The following is an 18,360-nucleotide window of genomic DNA, read 5'->3' as shown; positions in this document are numbered from 1 at the left end:
ACGAGCCAGAAGATAATGCAACAAGGCGAACCGGCGTCGTTGCAACAGCTAGACGATGAAAGCTATGGTGACACCGTCAGCGAACGGGGACGAGGAAGCACCGAGGAGATCGCGATGCCGGGCGGCAGGCTCAATCAGCAGGAGCGCCAGCAGATCGCGCTGGGGCTTGTCGACGGCCTCCCCTACGCCGAGATCGCGCGGCGTCTCGACCGGCCCACCTCGACGATCACGCGCGAGGTGATGCGCAACGGCGGCCCCACCGCCTACCGCGCCGACCTGGCCCACCGCGCCACCGAACGCCGCGCCCAGCGGCGCAGACCCGTCACGGCAGCCGGGGCCACCACACTGCCCCAGGAGCACGGACGTGACCCCGAAGCCATGGCGGAGTACGCGGAGGCGCTCACCACCGTGCTCATGGCTTCGGGCGTCTCCAAGATGCCGGCTCGGGTCCTGACCCACCTGTTCATCACCGACTCGGGCAGCCTCACCGCTTCGCAGCTCGCCCAGCGCCTCCAGGTCAGCCCGGCGTCGGTCTCCAAGGCGATCACCTTCCTGGAGAGCCAGAGCCTCGTCCGCCGCGAACGCGACGAACGCCGCCGCGACCGCTACGTGGTCGACAACGAGATGTTCTACCAGGCGACGATCGCCAGCGCCCGGGCCAACGACCAACTCGTCGCCACCGCGCGTGAGGGCGTCGCCATCCTCGGCCCGCAGACCCCCGCCGCCGCCCGACTGGAGAACATCGCCCGTTTCCTCGACTTCATCAGCGAGAGCATCATCCGCGCTGCCGAGCAGGCCCGTGCCGTGCTGCACACCGGGCCCCCACCCGGCGAACCTGCCATCGGGCAGCCGGACCGGCCCTGACCGGCGGGCGGGCTCAGCGGTGCCGCTGCCACTGCCCGGGTCGGGCCGCCGGAAGGGCCAGCCCGGCGGCGTGCAGCACGCCTTCCACCCGGACCCGCTCGATGTCCTGGTCGACCCCGTTCAGCTCGGCTAGGTGCTCGGTGACACCGAGCGCGCGGCAGGCAAGGCGAAGCCGGTCGTCGTACGCCTGGACCAGTGCGCTGTGCCAGACCATCGAGCGACCGACGCCGCCGACCCGCTGACCGCCGAGACGGCGCAGGTCGGCGGCGAGCTGCTCCAGCGGCCGGCGGTCAGCGCTGTCCAGCTCGCTGAGGTCGATGTCGCGGGTCAGCGCGTCGGCCTCGACGGCCCGGTCGAGACGGGCGATGGTGCGCTTCTCCCGTCGGCGCTCACGCCACTCGGACCAGCCGCAGACCACCCGGTCGAGGATCTCGTCGTAGCAGAAGAGCAGGGCGAACGCCGCCGGCAGAGTGGCCACGGCGAGGAACGCCAGGGCCAGCATCAGCGCGCGTCCGACTCCCACGCATCGACGCTAAGCCCCACCGTGCCACCCCGCCACCGATTTGGCCGCATCCGCGCGATCCGCGCGATCGGACGCGGCCCGGCCCGGTGGTAAACCTCAGCAGTCCGTGGAGGTGACATAGAAGCGGGGCATCGGCAGCACCCGGAAACGCAGCCGGGCACCGGAGTGGCGGAGCTGCCAGGTGAGGCCGATCAGGGCGGCGGTAAGCGAGATGAGGCCACCCATCCAGATGCTGGCACCGGCACCGTAGTGCTCCGCGACCCAGCCGATCAGCGGTGCGCCGACCGGGTTGGTGCCCAGGAACACCAGCACCCACAGGGCCATCACGCGCCCCCGGAAGGCCGCGTCGACGCCCAACTGGATCCGCTGGTTGGCGGCCTGGGCGAAGAAGACCATGCAGAAGCCGGTCGGCACCAGCAGCGCCACGACCAGCCAGTACGTCGAGGCGAGGCCGACCAGGGTGCCGAAGCTGGCGCAGGCGATGGCCGCACCGAGCACCAGCCACACCGACGGGCGGCTCCGCCGACCGGTGCCGCTCAGCGCGCCGCCGAGCGCGCCGACCGCCAGCGCCGTGCTGAACAGGCCGAACGAGGCCGCACCGGTGTTGAAGACCGTCTTGGCCAGGGCGGCCAGGGTGAGCTGGAAGTTGAACAGGGACATGCCGATCACCGACATGATCGCCATCGGCAACAGCAGGTCAGGGCGGCGCCACACGTACCGCAGCCCGTCGACGACCCGGGCGGACGCCCGCTCGTCGCGCGGCAGCAGGGCGTCGCGCTGTAGTTCGGCCGTACGCATCCGGACGACGTTGACCAGGGGCGCGATCGAGCTGACGGCGGTGAAGAGGAAGACCGGCCCCACGTCGAACGCGGCGATGGCCAGGCCGGCGACGGCCGGGCCGACGATCCGGGCGGAGTTGAACACGGCGGCGTTCAACGACAGCGCGTTTGGCAGCAGCGGCGTTCCGACGAGTTCGGAGACGAACGCCTGCCGGACCGGGGTCTCCACGGCGTTGGCCGTGCCGAGCAGCGCGGCGAAGGCGAAGACGTGCCAGAGCTGCACCAGGTCGGTGAGGACCAGCACCGCCATGCCGAGCGCCAGGAGACTCCAGAAGGAGTTGGCGACGAAGAGCAGCACCCGCTTGTCGTAGCGGTCGGCGAGCCGGCCGGAGAGCAGGGTGAGCAGGAGCACCGGGGTGAACTGACAGGCGGTGACCACGCCGAGCGCGGTCGCCGAGTTGTCGGAGAGCTCGAGGACGAGCCAGTCCTGGGCGATGAACATCATCCAGACGCCGATCAACTTGATCAGCTGCCCGGATGCGAAGAGGCGGTAGTTGCGGACCTGTAGGGACTGGAACATCGTGCTCAGCTTCGCCTGCACTCTTGGTGCGCCTCCTCCGGACGTACGCGTCATCGACAGGTGACGGCACGGACCCGGTGGCGCGGGTGCGGCTCAGGCGCGAGCGAGCTGCTGGAGAATCTCGGCGGCCCTCTGCAGGGTCTCCCGTTCGTCCTCGTCGAGTGCGGCCAGCCGGTGGGCCAGCCACTCGTCGCGGGCCCGCTCGAACTGGTCGAGCACGGCCTGCGCTCCTTCGGTCGCCGCGAGGATGACCTGCCGGCCGTCGGTCGGGTGGGGTGTCCGCCGCACGAGGCCGCGTTCCTCCAACTTCCCGACGATCTTGGTCATCGTCGGCGGCTGCACCCGCTCCACGTCGGCCAGCTCACGGGGTGTCATCGCGCCCGCCAACCGAAGGCTGGTGAGCGCGGAGACCTGGGTGACCGTGAGGTCGCCGACCGGCCGGGCCTGTCGGACCCGCCGGTTGAGTCGGGTGATCGCATCACGCAGCTGGGGAGCCAGCTGCGCCGGTGGCACGCGTTCCGCCGTCACCGTCCGCTCCGTCACAGTAGTTAGCTTAACTAATGAGCATGGCTAACGACATCCGTTATGACCAGGCTCACGGGGGGATACAGATGGTACGGGCGGGGAATCCCGATCGACTCCCCGCCCGCACGCGCCTCAGAGCACCAGGGACTCGATCGGCCCCCGCAGGAAGTAGAGCACGAACAGCGCGGCCACCCCGTACAGCAACGGGTGGATCTCCCGGGCCTTGCCCCGCGCCAGCTTGACCACCACGAAGGTGATCAGACCAGCGCCGATCCCGTTCGAGATCGAGTAGGTGAACGGCATCAGCACGATGGTGAGGAACGCCGGAATGGCGATCTCGTAGTCGGACCAGTCGATCGTCCGCACCGCGGTCATCATCAGGAACCCGACCACCACCAGGGCCGTCGACGCCGCCTCGAACGGCACGATCACGACCAGCGGCGCCAGGAACATCGCGAGCAGGAAGAGCGCGCCGGTGACCAGGTTGGCCACCCCGGTCCGCGCACCCTCCGCGACACCTGCGGCGCTCTCGATGTACGACGTGTTGCTCGAGGTGCTCGCCGCACCGCCGGCCGCCGCCGCGATCGAGTCGACGAGCAGGATCTCCTTGGCCTTCGGCGGGGTGCCCTTGTCGTCCAGCAGGCCACCCTCCTGGCCCACCGCGACCATCGTGCCCATGGTGTCGAAGAAGTCCGTGATCAACAGCGTGAAGATGAACATCAGCACGACGACCCAGCCGGCCCGGCCCCACGAGTCGAGCACGTTGAACTTGCCGAGCAACGACAGGTCCGGCAGGTCGACGACCGTCTTCGGCAACTCCGGCACGTTCAGCGCCCAGCCCTTCGGGTTGGGCTTGCCGTCGACGAAGGACGGACCGATGTTGCCGATCGCCTCCACGATCACCGCGAGTACGGTCGAGGCGAGGATGCCGATCAGGATCGCGCCCTTCACCCGACGCACCACGAGCACCAGCGTGATCAGCAGGCCCACCACGAAGACCAGCAGCGGCCAGCTCACCAGCTTGCCGCCGATGCCCAGGCCGACCGGAACCGTGGTGTTGGCATCGTCCGGGATGCGCCTGACGAAGCCGGCGTCCACCAGACCGATGATGGTCAGGAACAGACCGATGCCGACCCCGATGGCGGTCTTCAGCTGGGTCGGCACCGAGCGGAACACCGCCGTACGCAGGCCGGTCAGCACCAGCACCGCGATGATCACACCCTCGATCACCACCAGGCCCATCGCGTCGGCCCAGGTCATCTCGGGGGCGATCTCGTAGGCCACCAGGGCGTTGACGCCCAGACCGGCGGCGAGCGCCAGCGGGAACCGGCCGACCACACCCATCAGGATGGTCATCAGACCGGCGACGAGCGCGGTCGCGGCAGCCAGCGCGGGAATCGGGAGGCTCTTGTTGTCACCGTCGACCGCACCGCCGAGGATCAGCGGGTTGAGCACCACGATGTACGCCATCGTGAAGAAGGTCGCCAGGCCACCGCGTACCTCACGGCTCAACGTCGAGCCGCGGGCGGAGATCTCGAAGAACCTGTCGAAACCGTTACGCGGGTGAGCGGGGTTGGGAGGTGTGCCGTTCTCGGGCGGCGCTACTGCCATCGGGTCCTCGCAGGTGATCTTCCGGTTGTCGCGCGCATCGTCCCAGATCGTCGGTGGGCAGGGGAAGGTGATCCCGTACGCTTGCCGAATGCCGAACGAGCAGCCACCGCGGCCCGCACCACTGGATCCGCCGATGGTGCCGTTCGCCCTCGCCGGGCTGGTCGCCTGGGCGGTCGCCGGGCTGGTCCTGCTGATCTTCTTCCGGGGTTGGTTGACCGACCACGGTCACCAGAACTGGCTCTGGACCTGCCTCGCCGGTTTCCTCTGGGGTTTCCCGGGCCTCGCGGTGATGATGCGGCACGACGCCCACCGACGCCGCCGCCGCGCGAGCTGATCCCGACGGGGTCGGGGCGAACGCTCAGGGGTGCCCGTACGGCTCCGCCGGCTCGGTGGACTCCACCGAGCCCGGGGCCCGGCTGACCGACATGGCCTCCACCGCGCTGTCGTCGTACACCGTGGGCAGCTCGTCGACAGCGGTCTCGGCCGCCTCGATCAACGTCTCGGAGTGGGCGCCGCAACCGTGGTCGGCGCTCACCACCCGGCCGTCGTCCGGGGCGTAGAAGTTGCCGCACGCCCCGAAGGCCTGCCGCATCGCACCGGCCAGCGGCAGGTAGAAGCCGCAGGTGCCGCAGCGGGCGGCGGACGGTGCGGCGGTCGAGATGGCCGCGGCGGGGCCGTGGTCACCGTCATACCAGCGCTGCGCGGTGTCGATGCGGCCCTCGCGGGACAGCACGCGGGCGCGGCCCAGGCCCAGCTCCCACGCCGTCTCCTCGACCGCCGGGTCGTCGGACAGCAGGTAACCGGGGACCAGTCGATCGTCGTCGGGCGAGGTCGGGAGCAGGTCACCCGGACCCAGGTCGCCCGGCTTGAGCCGCTCCTGCCAGGGCAGCCAACCGGGCGCGAGTAGCGCGTCCGGCCCGGGCAGCAGCACCGTCTCGCAGATGGTCACCGTCTTGCTGCGCGGCACCCGGGTGACGGTGACCGCCCAGCGCCAGCCGCGGTAGCCGGCGAGGCGACATTCGAAGTAGTGGGTGACCAGCCGATCACCCTCGGCCACGACCTGCAGGTGGTCCCCGACATCGTCGGCGCCCACCTCGGTGATGCCGGCGCGGGCCACCTCGACGGCGGCGGCGCAGACCTGGTCGAGACGGGCGGCGCGGGTGGAGGCGGGCCTGGTCACCTCACCATTGTTCCCCATGCGCCTCGCAGGGGTGACAGGGACTCCCGGGGAACCTTTCCCAGCGGTGGTGCGGCGCACCCGGACCAGATGGGCGAGGATGGTGCACATGCCGTCGTACTCCCGCTCCGGGCGATCCGTCCTCGGGCGGACCGTCGGCACCGGCATTCGCGCCATCCGTCTGCTGCTACGTGGTTCGCTTGGCAGTGGCCGCTGGGTGACCCGCCGGGCCGGTCGGGTACGCGCCCGGGGCGCCGGCGGCGAGGTCGGCATGGTCCGCCTGTTCGACCTGCACGCCCTCTCCTGTGCCGGTGACACGCTCATCGCCATCGGCCTGGCCGGCACGATCTTCTTCAACGTGCCGCTCGGCGAGGCCCGCAGCAAGGTCGCTCTCTACCTGCTGGTGACCATGGTGCCGTTCGCGATGCTCGCCCCGGTGGTGGGCCCGCTGCTGGACCACTTCCGGCACGGCCGGCGCTACGCCCTGGCCGCGACGATGCTCGGTCGCGCCTTCCTGGCCTGGTTGATCTCCGACTACATCCACGGCTTCGGGCTCTACCCGGCCGCGTTCGGGGTGCTCGCGCTCTCCCGGGCGTACGGCGTGGCCCGCTCCGCGGCGGTGCCCCGGTTGTTGCCGGAGGGCCTCGGCCTGTCCCAGGTGGGTGCCCGGGCCAGCGTCTACGGCACGGTCGCGGGCGCGCTGGTGGCGCCGATCGGGTTGGCCGCGTTCTGGTTCGGGCCGCAGTGGCCGCTCCGGGTCGCGTCGGTGATCTTCCTGGTCGGCATGGTGATCTCCCTGCGGCTGCCACCGAAGGCCGACTCGGAACCACCGGAGCGGGTCCCCCGGCCGCTGCGCGCGCTGGGTCGCCGCCGGGGAGATCGACCCCTGGGCCGGGGCCGACCGTCCGGCCGGCTGGTGATCGCCGCCCTGATCAGCGCGGCCATGTCCCGTGCGCTCTACGGCTTCCTGCTGCTCTTCCTCGCCTTCGCGATCAAGAAGGGCGACCTGACCACGGTGGTGTTCGGCCGGGACCTGGGCGCCGAGTGGGCGTTGGGGTTGGTCGGCGGCGCGCTCGCGGTCGGCACCTTCCTGGCCACCGCCATCGGCACCCGACTGCGCATCCACCGGCCGACCGCCATCCAGTCCAGCAGCATGATCATCGTGGCGGGGGTGGCGGTGCTCGCCGTCATCCAGTTCTCGCTGGCGATGGTCGCCCTGCTGTGCCTGGTCGCCGCCATGGTCAGCGGGATCGCGAAGCTGGCCGTGGACGCCTCGATCCAGGAACGCATCCCGGAACGGCTGCGGGCCAGCTCCTTCGCCCACTCCGAGACGGTGCTGATGCTGGCCTTCGTCGCCGGCGGCGGGCTCGGCCTGGTGCCGTTCGACGGTCGGATGGGCATCGCCGTCGCCGCCGGGGTCGGCGTGCTGGCCGCGACCCGGGGTGTGCTTGTCGCCGCCCGGCTACGCGGCGAGAAGCTGGCCGGCCGACCGCTCGGCGACGACGAGCTGACCGACGACGAACCGGCCGACGAACCCGCGGAGGTGGCGCCCACCTCGCCGGCTCCGGCCCCGGCCAGCTCCCCGCAGTACGACGACCCGAGCCTCGCCCCGCCGGGCTACCACATCTACCGCCCGTCGTCGGCTGTCGGTGGCCCGGGCAGCGGGGCTGACGACGACACCCGCCGCGAATCCCCCGGCTCGCTCTCGTGACCGGTCTGCTGGTGGTGACGGCGGTCCCCGCCGAGGCGGACGCGGTCCGCGCCGGCCTGACCGACCCCACGGTGACCGTCACGCCGGTCGGCGTGGGCCCCGCCGTCGCCGGTGCCGCCACCGCCCGGTTGCTGGCACTGGCCGAGGCTGCCGGTCGCCCGTACCGTGCGGTGGTCTGCGCCGGCGTGGCCGGCGGCTTCACCGGGCGCGCCGAGGTCGGCGACACGGTGGTCGGCACCGTCAGTGTCGCCGCCGACCTGGGTGCCGAGTCGCCCGACGGGTTCATCCCTGTCGACGAGTTGGGCATGCCGCCCGCGCTGCTCGGTGCCGGCAGTCGGGTGCCGACGGACCCGGGTCTGCTGGCGGCGCTGCGGGCCGCCCTCCCGACGGCCACGGCCGGCCCGGTGCTCACGGTCAGCACCGTCACCGGCACCACCGTAAGCACCGACGAGCTGCGCCGGAGGCATCCGGAAGCGGTCGCCGAGGCCATGGAGGGGTACGGCGTGGCGGTCGCCGCGGCCCAGGCCGGCGTGCCCTTCGCCGAGCTGCGCACCATCTCCAACCCGATCGGCCCCCGCGACCAGGACGCCTGGCGACTGCGCGAAGCCCTCGCCGCCCTGACCGCAGCAGCCCCAGCACTGCGCTGACCGACCCGACCTCCGCCTCCGCCTTCGCTCAGGAGAAGCAGCGCTTGCCCGGATGGCCCAGACGCAGCGCGAAAGGGCGGCGTGCCTCGACCTCGAAGCCGCACGCCAGCAACAGGTCGATGCCGAACCCCTCGGCGACGGCGACCGCGTCGACGACGCCCGCCTCGCGCATGCCGGTCACCAGTGCGGTGACCAGACGACGTGCGAGCCCCAACCGCCGATAGCGGGCATCGACGAGCACGCCGTCGAGCACCATCTCCCGCTCTGGCAGGCCCGGATGCCACTCCCCGAACTCCAGGAACGGGCTGCGCTCGTGGGCCCGCAGCTCACCGACGAGCTTCCCTTCGGGAAGCTCGGCGACGTACCGCCAGGAGGTGGCCGGCAGGTCACTGCCGATCACCCGGCGCACCTGCGCTGTCCGCTGGACCTCGGCACCCCACCGCCGGTTGTCGCGATAGCGCCGGTTCAGCTCGTAGGCGGCCGGTGGCAGCGGAAGTGGGTAGCGCTCGGGCGGCAACCGGTACCACTCCGCCCACCAGGCACCGGGCCAGTCCCGAGGCTCGTGGACCGGCCACACGTCCAGGTGCGCCGGGTATCGACGTCCCCCCTGGTCCCGCATGTCGTCGTGCGGGACCGGCGTCAGATCGGCAGTGCCGGAAGTCGGTGCCGGGATGCCGATGGTCAACTGCCCGCCCGCCGCCCGGACGAGGCGTTCCACCGTCCGGAGACGAGGATCGACCGCCCGTCCCGACTCGATTCGAGCCAGCGTCGGCTGCGGCACCCCGGATCTCTCGGCCAACTGCCGCTGACTCAGATCGGCCCGACGACGCAGAGCGCGGAGCGCCAGACCGAGATCGACTCCGCTGCACTCGTCGGTGTCGTCACTCGCCTCGGTCACAGCCCGATGCTCCCCGCTGGTCAGCGCACTATCAACACCCTCGTCGAAGCTGTGGATAAAGCTGTGGACAACCTCCCGGGCCGGTGGACGACCTACTTCACAAACTCTCTTTGGAGCTGAATCGTCTGTGACATCACCACGACCCGCGCGCAGCGCGATTCGTTTGCGACATCAGCTCCAAAGGGAGCCTGAGATAGGTGCCCGACCCCCGCGCCCAAGGCGAGTCGCATCCACGCTGCCGCTGCAGGCCGGCTGCAGTCCGCCGCAGGCAGCGAACTGTGGCGGATCTCCGGCGCGGATCACACTGGGCGGGGTGGGCGCGGGCGGCGCGGTGGGGGCGGGGCTAGCGTGAGGGTGTGGCGCTCTCTCTGGCGATCTCGCCCTGCCCCAACGACACGTTCGTCTTCCATGCGCTGGTGCACGGGCGGGTCCCCGGCGCGCCGCCGGTCGAGGTGACGTACGCCGACGTGGACGTCACCAACACGGCGGCCGAGCGGGGCGCGTTCGATCTGGTGAAGGTCAGTTTTGCGGCGCTGCCCTGGCTGCTCGACGACTACCACCTGTTGCCCTGCGGCGGCGCGCTCGGACGCGGTTGCGGCCCGCTGGTGCTCACCCGGGGCGACCGTGACGGCGGCCCGGACCGCACCGATCTGACCGGCGCCACGGTGGCGGTGCCGGGTGACCGGACCACCGCGTACCTGCTGTTCCGGCTCTGGTCGGCCGGGCGACCGCCGGCCCGGATCGAGGTGGTCCCGTTCCACGAGATCATGCCGGGCGTGGCGGCGGGGCGCTACGACGCCGGGCTGGTCATCCACGAGGCCCGGTTCACCTACCACCGGCACGGCCTGAGTGCCCTTGTCGACCTCGGCGAATGGTGGGAGGCCGACACCGGCCTGCCCATTCCCCTCGGCGCGATCCTGGCCCGACGCGGAGCGGTGGACCCGGAGGCCGCAGCCGGCTGGGTCCGCGAGTCGGTCCGGCAGGCGTGGGCGGACCCGGCGGCCAGCCGCGAGTACGTGCTGGCGCACGCCCAGGAGATGGAACTCGACGTGGTCGACCGGCACATCGGTCTCTACGTCAACGAGTTCACCGCTGACCTGGGCGAGGCCGGTTTCGCCGCGGTGGCGGCACTGCTCGACCGGGCCGCCACCGCTGGCCTCGTGCCTCAGACCTCCAGCTCGCGTGCCACCGCGTGGACCAGCTGAGCGATCTTCTGCGCGGTCTTCTTGTCCGGGTACCGGCCCCGGCGCAGGTCCGGCTGGACCTTCGCCTCCAGCACCTTGATCATGTCTTCGACCAGGCCGTGCAGCTCCTCGGCCGGCCGACGGCGCAGCTCCGCCATCGACGGCGGCGCGTCCAGCAGCTTGACTCCCATGGCCTGCGCACCCCGGCGGCTGTCCACCACGCTGAAGTCGACCCGCTGGCCACCCTTGAGGTCGGTGACGCCCGCCGGCAGCGCGCCCTTGGGCAGGAACACGTCGCCGCCCTCGTCACTCGTGACGAAGCCGTATCCCTTGGCCGTGTCGTACCACTTCACTCGACCCGTAGGCACCTGAAAACCCCTGCTTCACTTGAGCCGCTACTGCTTCAAGGCTAGCTGGATGATCCCGTCGAGCGCCGCTGGGAATTCGGTGAGCGCGTCCAGCACCACTGCCGCCCCGGCGGCGCGCAGCTCAGCCGAGGAGCACGGGCCGGTCGCGACACCGATACCGGGCACCCCGGCCGTTGCCGCCGCCACCATGTCCGCCACATGGTCACCGACGTAGTGGGTCGCGCCGTGCTCCCGCAGGGCTGTCGCCTTCTGCTCGGCGAACAGGTCGCCGGCCAACTCGTCGACCTCAAGACCGAGGTGGTCCAGGTGCAACCGGGCCAGCCGGCCGATCTTGGACGTGACGACGAGCACACGCCCACCCCGCGCACGGATCGCGTCGATGGACTCCCGCGCGCCGGGCAGCAGGAGCGTCGGGGTGATCGCGTACGCCGGGTACAGCTCGCGGTACACAAGCACCGCCGACTCGACCTGCTCCGGTGGGAACCAGTGCGCGATCTCGGTGCGCAGCGGCGGCCCGAGTCGGGACACCGCCAGCTCGGCGTCGACCGGCACGCCGGTCTTCGCGGTCAGCGCGCGGTACGCCGCGGCGATGCCGGGGCGGGAGTCCACCAGGGTCATGTCGAGGTCGAATCCGACAGTCAGTGCGGGCATGTCGAGAAACGTACCGGCCACGCCCAGTCGGCCGGACGTCCGAGGGGCGCGGAAGCCCGGTGCCGGGCTAGCGTGGAAAGACGATGACCACCTCACTCGCCGACCACCTGCGGTCGCTGCCCGACGAGTCGCTTGCCGCGCTCCTCCAGCTGCGGCCGGACCTCGTCGTGCCCGTGCCGGCCGACGTCTCCGCCCTGGCCATCCGTGCCCAGTCCCGGGTGTCCGTGGCCCGCGCCCTGGACGGTCTGGACCAGTTCACCCTCCAGATCCTCGACGCCGCCCGCCTCACCAGGAACCCGGACGACGCCACCACTGCCACCGACACCGTGCTCGCGATGGCGACCGCGGGGCCGCAACCGCCGGCTCCGACGGCCGTCCGGGCCGCCGTGGGCCGACTCCGTGCGCTCTTCCTGCTGTACGGCCCGGAGCACGCGCTCCAGGTGGTGCCCGCCGTCGACGAGGTGGCCCCGTACCCCGCTGGGCTCGGCCGGCCGGCCGTGGAGCTGGACCCGCGCACGGCCGCGCTCTGCGCGGACCCGGCGAAGCTCCGGCGGACGGTGCTCGCCGCCCCACCCTCGGCTCGGGCGATCCTGGACCGGCTGGCGGCCGGCCCGCCGGTGGGCAGCGTGCCCCCGGGGGCGTTGCAGGCGCCGCCGCTCGGCGCGGCGGACCCGGTCCTCTCCGACCCGACGAACGGTGGCGCGCCGACCGGCTCCCCGGTGCGGTGGCTCGTCGACAACCGGTTGCTGGTGCCCGTGACGACCGGCTCGGCCGCCGCAGGCGGAACTGTGGAGCTGCCGCGCGAGGTCGGCCTGCTGCTGCGCCGCGACAGCGGCCCGCTCGGGCCCCTGCGCACCAGCCCACCGCCGGTGGCCGCCGCGCCGCGCGAGCCGAAGGCTGTCGACTCGGCCGGGGCCGGGCAGACCATGGAGGTGGTCCGCAACACCGAGGGGCTGCTGGAACAGCTCGCCGACGAGCCCGCGCCGGTGCTGCGGTCGGGCGGCATCGGGGTGCGGGACCTGCGCCGGTTGGCGCGTACCGCCGGGCTCGACGAACCGACCACCGCGCTGCTGCTGGAGGTGGCGTACGCGGCCGGGCTGCTCGGCGAGCTGGAGATCCCCGGTGCGGCCACCGGCCGGTACGGGGTGGATCAGCAGGTGCTGCCGACCGGCGGGTACGAGGTGTGGCGGGCCGTCTCGCTGGCTCAACGGTGGGAGCAGCTCGCCCGCGCGTGGCTGGGCATGACCCGGCAGGTGGGGCTGGTCGGCCGCCGTGACGACCGGGACCGGCCGATCACCGCGCTCTCCGCCGAGGCCGAGCGAGCCAGCGCGCCGGCAACCCGGCGGTCGGTGCTCGGCGTACTCGCCGATCTGGAGCCGGCGACCGCGCCCACCCCGGAGGAGGTGCAGGACCTGCTCGACTGGCGGGCCCCGCGTCGCAGCCGGGGCCGGGACGCCGCCCACCGGGAGGTGTTGGCCGAGGCCGCTCAGCTGGGCGTGACGGGGCTGGGGGCGCTGACCTCGTACGGTCGGCTGCTGCTCGGTGACGTGACGGGGGGCGACGAGCGGGGCGACGACCCGCTTGGGGTGCACGCGGACGTCGAGAGCGGTGACCCGTCCGGTGCCGCGCGGGCACTGGACGCCCTGCTGCCCGCACCCGTCGACCACTTCCTGGTGCAGGCCGACCTGACAGTTGTGGTGCCCGGCCCGCCCGAGCCGGCACTCGCCGCCGAGTTGGAGGCGATGACCGAACTCGAGTCGGCCGGTGGGGCCAGCGTGCACCGGGTCACCACAGCGAGCGTGCGGCGCGCTCTGGATTCCGGCTACGTGGCCGACGACCTGCACGACGTGTTCCGGCGACGGTCGCGTACGCCGGTGCCGCAGGGGCTCACGTACCTGATCGACGACGTGGCCCGCAAGCACGGCGGGCTGCGGGTCGGCCTGGCCGGGGCGTACCTGCGCAGTGACGACGAGACCCTGGTCAGCGAGGTGCTGGCCGACCGCCGGTTGGAGTCGTTGGCACTGCGGCGGCTCGCTCCGACGGTGCTCTGCACCCAGTACCAGGTGGGCCGGCTGCTGGGCGCGCTGCGCGACGCGGGGTACGCGCCGGTGCAGGAGGACGGCACCGGCAGCACCGTGCTGGCCCGGCCGCGAATCCGTCGGGCCCCGGCCCGGGTGTCGGTGACCACCCGGACGATCGATCCGCTGGCCGCCCCGAAGCTGCCGATGCCCCGGCTGCTCGGCGTGGTGGAGCACATCCGGCGCGGTGACGCGGCGGCGCGGGCCGCCCGGCGCGCACCTGCGGTGGTGCGCGGCGGCGCGCCGGGGCTGGGCGGCGGCCCGGTGCCCGCGCACACCCACAGCGAGGCCCTGGCGGTGCTCCAGCAGGCCGTCCGGGACAGGGCGCTGGTCTGGGTCGGTTACGTCGACGCGCACGGGGCGACCGCGTCTCGTCTGCTCAAACCGGTCTCGATCGGTGCCGGCTATCTGCGAGCCGAGGACGAACGGACCGAGATGCTGCACACGTTCGCCCTGCACCGGATCACCGCGGCGGTGGTGGCGGACTGACCGGCGGCGTCACCGCGCGGGCGCTGTCGGTCAGCGGCGGCTGCGGCGTACGGTGCCGACCACCGAGATGATCAGTAGCAGCGCGAAGCCAGCCCCGGCGGACTCCCCGACCGAGTCGACGAAGCCCTGCTGGAGGACCAGCCAACCGAAGAGGAACCACCCGAGGAGGAGCGTCGCCGCGACGGCGTACGCGATGACTGTCGCTCGGGACACCTCGTCGGGTGGTGCTTGCTCATGCTCCGCGATCACGTCACGGTCGACCGTCATACCCAGCCTCCCCGCCCGGTCCGGCCCTGGACTCCCAGGGTGACACTCGTTGCTCCGGTCGGACAGGGGGTTATCCCCGCGATTCGCTCCGTGTCGCTCAGGTGCCAGGACGCCGGCCGATCAGCACCACCCGGGTGCCGACCTTGCCCAGCTCCCACATCCGGACGGCATCGGCGTGCAGGAGGTTGACGCAGCCGTGCGAGCCGATCGACTTGTCGTGCAGGTAGGTGGTGGTCTCGTGGAAGCCCATCCCCTGGGTGAAGTGCTGCCAGTACGGCAGCCACACCTCGTACGGGTCGGACCACTCCTTGGGGTTGCGGTAGTTGACGGTGTACGTGCCGGCCGGGGTGCGGTAGCCGGACATGCCGGTGCGGGTCACCGTCGGCCCCATGATCACCTTGCCGCCGCGGAGCGCCCAGACGGTCTGCCGGGTCAGGTCCACGCAGAACGTGGTGCCGGTGCCGGCCTCGCAGCGGGCCGTGTCGGTGGTGGCGAGGCGCTGGGCCACGTCGAGGGTGGTGGGCCCGGCGCGACCCTCGACGGGGCGAATGCCGTACCTCTTCTGGAACTTCTTGATCGCGGCGCAGTCGGCGGCGGACTGCCGCCCGTCCACGGTCACCGCCCCGAACCCGCCCAACCGGGCCAGGTACGTCTCTACCGCGCGCTGGTGCTGGCCCTGGGGGCAGCCGGCGACTGTCGGCGCACCGGATCTGGGGGTCGTGGTGGGTGCCGCCGTGCGGGTCGGCTTCGGCGTGGGTTTCCGGGAGGGTTTCGGGGTGGGCGCGGCCGGTGTGGACCGGCCGTGCTGGTCGGGCCCGAGCGTGTCGCTCGCCCCCGTTGCCTGTTCCGCCGCACCGGCTGGGGCGGCTCCCCCGCCACCGCTCCCGCCGGACTGCGGATCGAACGCACACGCACTCGCGCCGACCAGCACGACCACCACGAGGGCGACCAGCCGGGAGGTGATCCGGACACGCTTCATGGAACCTCCCCTGAGAATCGTCCCCTTCTTAGACGTTCGTGAGTGCCGTCACGGTTGCGCCGGGTGCGCATCTTTCTTTGGCAGTCCCGCACCGTGCAACACTTGATGGTCGGCCAGCGGCGGGTATGCGACCCGTCCCGGCCGGTCGGCCAACCGAGGAGAGGACGCTGGCGTGAGCGGTGGACCACTGATCGTGCAGTCGGACAAGACCCTGCTGCTGGAGATCGACCACCCCGACGCCCAGGCTTGCCGGATGGCGATCGCGCCGTTCGCGGAGCTGGAGCGCTCGCCGGAGCACGTGCACACCTACCGCCTCACCCCGCTGGGTCTGTGGAACGCCCGCGCGGCGGGGCACGACGCCGAGGGCGTCGTCGACTCGCTGATCAAGTACTCGCGCTATCCGGTGCCGCACGCCCTGCTCGTGGACGTGGCCGAGACGATGGACCGGTACGGCCGGCTCCAGCTCGCCAACGACCCGGCGCACGGGCTGGTGCTGCGAGCGTTGGACCGGCTGGTGCTGATCGAGGTGGCCAAGAGCAAGAAGCTCGCCGGGATGCTCGGCGACAAGATCGACGACGACACCATCCGGGTGCACCCGTCCGAGCGCGGCCGGCTCAAGCAGGCGCTGCTCAAGCTGGGCTGGCCGGCGGAGGACCTGGCCGGTTACGTCGACGGTGAGGCGCACCCGATCGAGCTGGCCGAGGCCGGCAAGGACGGGCGCAAGCCGTGGACGCTGCGGTCGTACCAGCGGGAGGCAGTCGAGGCGTTCTGGGCCGGCGGGTCGGGGGTGGTGGTGCTGCCCTGTGGCGCCGGCAAGACCCTGGTCGGCGCGGCGGCGATGGCCGAGGCGAAGGCGACGACCCTGATCCTGGTCACCAACACGGTCGCCGGTCGGCAGTGGAAGCGGGAGCTGATCGCCCGCACCTCGCTGACCGAGGAGGAGATCGGCGAGTACTCCGGGGAGCGCAAGGAGATCCGGCCGGTCACCATCGCCACGTACCAGGTGCTCACCTCGCGGCGCGGCGGCGCGTTCACCCACCTGGACCTGTTCGGGGCCCGCGACTGGGGCCTGGTCGTCTACGACGAGGTGCATCTGCTGCCCGCGCCGATCTTCCGGTTCACCGCGGACCTCCAGGCCCGCCGCCGGCTGGGCCTCACCGCGACTCTGGTACGCGAGGACGGCCGCGAGGGTGACGTGTTCAGCCTGATCGGGCCGAAGCGGTACGACGCGCCCTGGAAGGACATCGAGTCGCAGGGCTGGATCGCCCCGGCCGAGTGCATCGAGGTCCGGGTGACCCTGACCGACGCGGAGCGGATGTCGTACGCGACCGCGGAGGCCGAGGAGCGTTACCGGATGGCGGCGACCGCCCGCACGAAACTGCCGGTGGTCAAGGCGCTCGTCGACCGGCACCCCGAGGACCAGGTGCTGGTGATCGGCGCGTACATCGATCAGCTGCACCAGCTCGGCGAATACCTGGACGCGCCGATCATCCAGGGCTCGACCACGAACAAGGAGCGGGAACGGCTCTTCGACGCGTTCCGCACGGGTGAACTGCGGACGCTGGTGATCTCGAAGGTCGGCAACTTCTCCATCGACCTGCCCGAGGCGGCGGTGGCGATCCAGGTGTCCGGCACGTTCGGCTCGCGCCAGGAGGAGGCGCAGCGGCTCGGTCGGGTGTTGCGGCCGAAGGCCGACGGGCGACAGGCGCACTTCTACACGGTGGTCTCCCGGGACACGATCGACACCGAGTACGCGGCCCACCGGCAGCGTTTCCTGGCCGAGCAGGGCTACGCGTACACGATCGTCGACGCCGACGACGTCCTCGGCCCGAAGCTGCCGACGGTCGACTGACCCCCGGCGGCCTTGATCGACTCGGTCTTCAGGAAGTCGCGGTGTCCAGCGCGCTGTGATGCCCCGGTTTCTTAGGAGCCAAGTCGATCGAGTCAGCCCTGACCGACAGCGCTCACCGGGCGAAGCGGTCCACGAGCACCGCCAGCCGGCGGTCGTGGCCGGGGCGGCGGAGTCGGCCGCTGCGCATCAGCGTGACCAGCCCGTGCAGGCCGCTCCAGAACGTCTCGGTGAACGTCTCCAGGTCGTCGTCGCCGACGACCGGGCGCACCGTCTCGGCCAGTTCGGCGAAGCCTCGGGCCAGGTCCGTCGGGACGTCCTGGGTGGCGAACGGCAGGTCCACGGCGAGGGTGAACATCGCGTCGTAGAGCGCCGGCCGCTGCTCGGCGAACGCGACGTATGCCGCCGCGACGTCGGCGACCGCCTGCCGGGGGCTTGCGGCTGAGGCCCGGGCCGTGGCCAGGGCGTTTGCCAGTTCGGCGAAGCCCTCGACGGCGACGGCCGCCATGATGGCGTCCTTGCCTCTGAAGTGGCTGTAGAGGACGGGCTGGCTGTACTCGATCTCGGCGGCGAGCCGGCGGGTGGTCACCGCGTCCCAGCCCTCCGCCAGGGCCAGGTCGCGGGCCGCGGTGATGATGGCCTGCTCCCGTTCCGCCCGCTCCCGTTCCCGGCGTCCCTGCATCGACATGACAGCAACCCTAGCACTGCTAGAAGTTCTGCCGACGCTCTGCTAGCGTCGCTCTCATATCTAGCAGCGCTAGTAAATGGAGCAGACCATGCTGGCACCCCTCGCCTACGGGCTCGCTGTCGTACTCAGCCTCTTCGTTGTCTTCATCGGTGCGCGGTTCCTGCTGGTGCCGCAAGCCGCGGCCGCCGGCTACGGCGTTCCGGCCCGGCCGGACGGCGATCCCGCCTACCTGACGGTCAAGGGCCTGAAAGACCTCACCTTCGGGCTGCTCGGCCTCGCCCTCATCGCCTTCACGACCGCCGACGCGGTCGCGTGGTTCATGCTGATCGTCGCGCTCGTCCCGCTGGGCGACACCGTCATCGTGCTGCGCAACGGCGGAACGAAAGCGGTCGCCTTCGGCATCCACTTCGCCACCGCCGCAGTAGTCCTCCTCAACGCAGCCCTCCTGTTCACCCTCTAACCCCCACCCCCACCCCCACCCCCACCCCCACC

At 71.8% G+C, this 18,360-nt stretch carries 19 protein-coding genes; 8 read left to right on the top strand and 11 right to left on the bottom strand.

The annotated features are described in order from the left end of the window. Nucleotides 1-114: 114 nt before the first annotated feature. Nucleotides 115-864, top strand: a complete 750-nt coding sequence (locus tag ACWER9_RS02185; protein WP_452300052.1) for a helix-turn-helix domain-containing protein — start codon at nucleotides 115-117, stop codon at nucleotides 862-864. Between the two features lie 13 nt (nucleotides 865-877). Here ACWER9_RS02185 and ACWER9_RS02180 read toward each other — a convergent pair whose 3' ends face one another. The 4 genes from ACWER9_RS02180 to ACWER9_RS02165 form a co-directional block, all read right to left on the bottom strand. Beyond that, nucleotides 878-1,387, bottom strand: a complete 510-nt coding sequence (locus tag ACWER9_RS02180; protein ID WP_452300051.1) for a hypothetical protein — start codon at nucleotides 1,385-1,387, stop codon at nucleotides 878-880. A 96-nt stretch (nucleotides 1,388-1,483) separates the two neighbouring features. Beyond that, complete coding sequence (locus ACWER9_RS02175) at nucleotides 1,484-2,767, bottom strand: MFS transporter (RefSeq protein ID WP_452300050.1); 1,284 nt, start codon at nucleotides 2,765-2,767, stop codon at nucleotides 1,484-1,486. A 72-nt stretch (nucleotides 2,768-2,839) separates the two neighbouring features. Beyond that, nucleotides 2,840-3,289: a MarR family winged helix-turn-helix transcriptional regulator gene (locus ACWER9_RS02170; protein WP_452300049.1), complete on the bottom strand. Its 450-nt coding sequence runs from the start codon at nucleotides 3,287-3,289 to the stop codon at nucleotides 2,840-2,842. 114 nt (nucleotides 3,290-3,403) lie between these two features. Then, nucleotides 3,404-4,882, bottom strand: coding sequence for an NCS2 family permease (locus tag ACWER9_RS02165; RefSeq protein ID WP_452300048.1), 1,479 nt, complete (start codon nucleotides 4,880-4,882; stop codon nucleotides 3,404-3,406). A gap of 88 nt (nucleotides 4,883-4,970) precedes the next feature. On the opposite strand from ACWER9_RS02165, the gene ACWER9_RS02160 reads away from it, so the two are divergent. Beyond that, on the top strand, nucleotides 4,971-5,216 hold the full coding sequence (locus tag ACWER9_RS02160; protein ID WP_452300047.1) for a DUF2530 domain-containing protein: 246 nt from the start codon (nucleotides 4,971-4,973) through the stop codon (nucleotides 5,214-5,216). A gap of 24 nt (nucleotides 5,217-5,240) precedes the next feature. Here the strand turns inward: ACWER9_RS02160 and ACWER9_RS02155 are convergent, their stop codons facing one another. Continuing rightward, nucleotides 5,241-6,170 carry a DUF3027 domain-containing protein gene (locus ACWER9_RS02155; RefSeq protein ID WP_452300046.1) on the bottom strand — a complete coding sequence of 310 codons (930 nt, stop codon included), beginning with the start codon at nucleotides 6,168-6,170 and terminating at the stop codon, nucleotides 5,241-5,243. On the opposite strand from ACWER9_RS02155, the gene ACWER9_RS02150 reads away from it, so the two are divergent. Together ACWER9_RS02150 and ACWER9_RS02145 are read left to right on the top strand one after the other, a co-directional pair. Continuing rightward, nucleotides 6,169-7,770: an MFS transporter gene (locus ACWER9_RS02150; RefSeq protein ID WP_452300045.1), complete on the top strand. Its 1,602-nt coding sequence runs from the start codon at nucleotides 6,169-6,171 to the stop codon at nucleotides 7,768-7,770. The two genes, ACWER9_RS02155 and ACWER9_RS02150, sit on opposite strands and share 2 nt — an antisense overlap. After that, nucleotides 7,767-8,417, top strand: a complete 651-nt coding sequence (locus ACWER9_RS02145; protein WP_452300044.1) for a futalosine hydrolase — start codon at nucleotides 7,767-7,769, stop codon at nucleotides 8,415-8,417. The genes ACWER9_RS02150 and ACWER9_RS02145 overlap by 4 nt, the downstream gene beginning before the upstream one ends. A 28-nt stretch (nucleotides 8,418-8,445) precedes the next feature. Here the strand turns inward: ACWER9_RS02145 and ACWER9_RS02140 are convergent, their stop codons facing one another. Next, complete coding sequence (locus ACWER9_RS02140) at nucleotides 8,446-9,315, bottom strand: GNAT family N-acetyltransferase (RefSeq protein WP_452300043.1); 870 nt, start codon at nucleotides 9,313-9,315, stop codon at nucleotides 8,446-8,448. A 356-nt stretch (nucleotides 9,316-9,671) separates the two neighbouring features. Between ACWER9_RS02140 and ACWER9_RS02135 the strand changes: the two genes are divergently transcribed. Next, complete coding sequence (locus ACWER9_RS02135) at nucleotides 9,672-10,520, top strand: 1,4-dihydroxy-6-naphthoate synthase (RefSeq protein WP_112677681.1); 849 nt, start codon at nucleotides 9,672-9,674, stop codon at nucleotides 10,518-10,520. Here ACWER9_RS02135 and ACWER9_RS02130 read toward each other — a convergent pair. Beyond that, nucleotides 10,481-10,867, bottom strand: a complete 387-nt coding sequence (locus ACWER9_RS02130) for a cold-shock protein (RefSeq protein WP_088986676.1) — start codon at nucleotides 10,865-10,867, stop codon at nucleotides 10,481-10,483. The two genes, ACWER9_RS02135 and ACWER9_RS02130, sit on opposite strands and share 40 nt — an antisense overlap. Nucleotides 10,868-10,894: 27 nt before the next feature. Then, entirely contained in the window at nucleotides 10,895-11,518 is a 624-nt protein-coding gene (locus ACWER9_RS02125; protein WP_452300042.1) for an HAD family hydrolase, read from the bottom strand. 83 nt (nucleotides 11,519-11,601) lie between these two features. Between ACWER9_RS02125 and ACWER9_RS02120 the strand changes: the two genes are divergently transcribed. Continuing rightward, nucleotides 11,602-14,085: a helicase-associated domain-containing protein gene (locus ACWER9_RS02120; protein WP_452300041.1), complete on the top strand. Its 2,484-nt coding sequence runs from the start codon at nucleotides 11,602-11,604 to the stop codon at nucleotides 14,083-14,085. Nucleotides 14,086-14,115: 30 nt separating this feature from the next. On the opposite strand, the gene ACWER9_RS02115 is transcribed toward ACWER9_RS02120, so the two are convergent. Both ACWER9_RS02115 and ACWER9_RS02110 read right to left on the bottom strand, forming a co-directional pair. Continuing rightward, nucleotides 14,116-14,352, bottom strand: coding sequence for a hypothetical protein (locus ACWER9_RS02115; RefSeq protein ID WP_357709610.1), 237 nt, complete (start codon nucleotides 14,350-14,352; stop codon nucleotides 14,116-14,118). A gap of 97 nt (nucleotides 14,353-14,449) precedes the next feature. Next, nucleotides 14,450-15,331: a L,D-transpeptidase family protein gene (locus ACWER9_RS02110; protein WP_452300040.1), complete on the bottom strand. Its 882-nt coding sequence runs from the start codon at nucleotides 15,329-15,331 to the stop codon at nucleotides 14,450-14,452. A 172-nt stretch (nucleotides 15,332-15,503) separates the two neighbouring features. Here ACWER9_RS02110 and ACWER9_RS02105 point away from each other — a divergent pair, with 172 nt between their 5' ends. Further along, the gene (locus ACWER9_RS02105; protein WP_452300039.1) at nucleotides 15,504-17,183 is read left to right on the top strand and encodes a DNA repair helicase XPB; all 1,680 of its coding nucleotides are present in this window, start codon (nucleotides 15,504-15,506) and stop codon (nucleotides 17,181-17,183) included. 112 nt (nucleotides 17,184-17,295) lie between these two features. Here ACWER9_RS02105 and ACWER9_RS02100 read toward each other — a convergent pair whose 3' ends face one another. Then, nucleotides 17,296-17,868: a TetR/AcrR family transcriptional regulator gene (locus ACWER9_RS02100; protein WP_452300038.1), complete on the bottom strand. Its 573-nt coding sequence runs from the start codon at nucleotides 17,866-17,868 to the stop codon at nucleotides 17,296-17,298. A gap of 88 nt (nucleotides 17,869-17,956) precedes the next feature. Here ACWER9_RS02100 and ACWER9_RS02095 point away from each other — a divergent pair, with 88 nt between their 5' ends. Further along, nucleotides 17,957-18,328, top strand: coding sequence for a DUF4267 domain-containing protein (locus ACWER9_RS02095; RefSeq protein WP_452300037.1), 372 nt, complete (start codon nucleotides 17,957-17,959; stop codon nucleotides 18,326-18,328). The last annotated feature ends 32 nt before the right edge of the window (nucleotides 18,329-18,360 follow it).

It is taken from the genome of Micromonospora sp. NPDC003944 (genome assembly GCF_053605225.1).
This window is presented reverse-complemented; position numbering and strand designations above follow the sequence as displayed.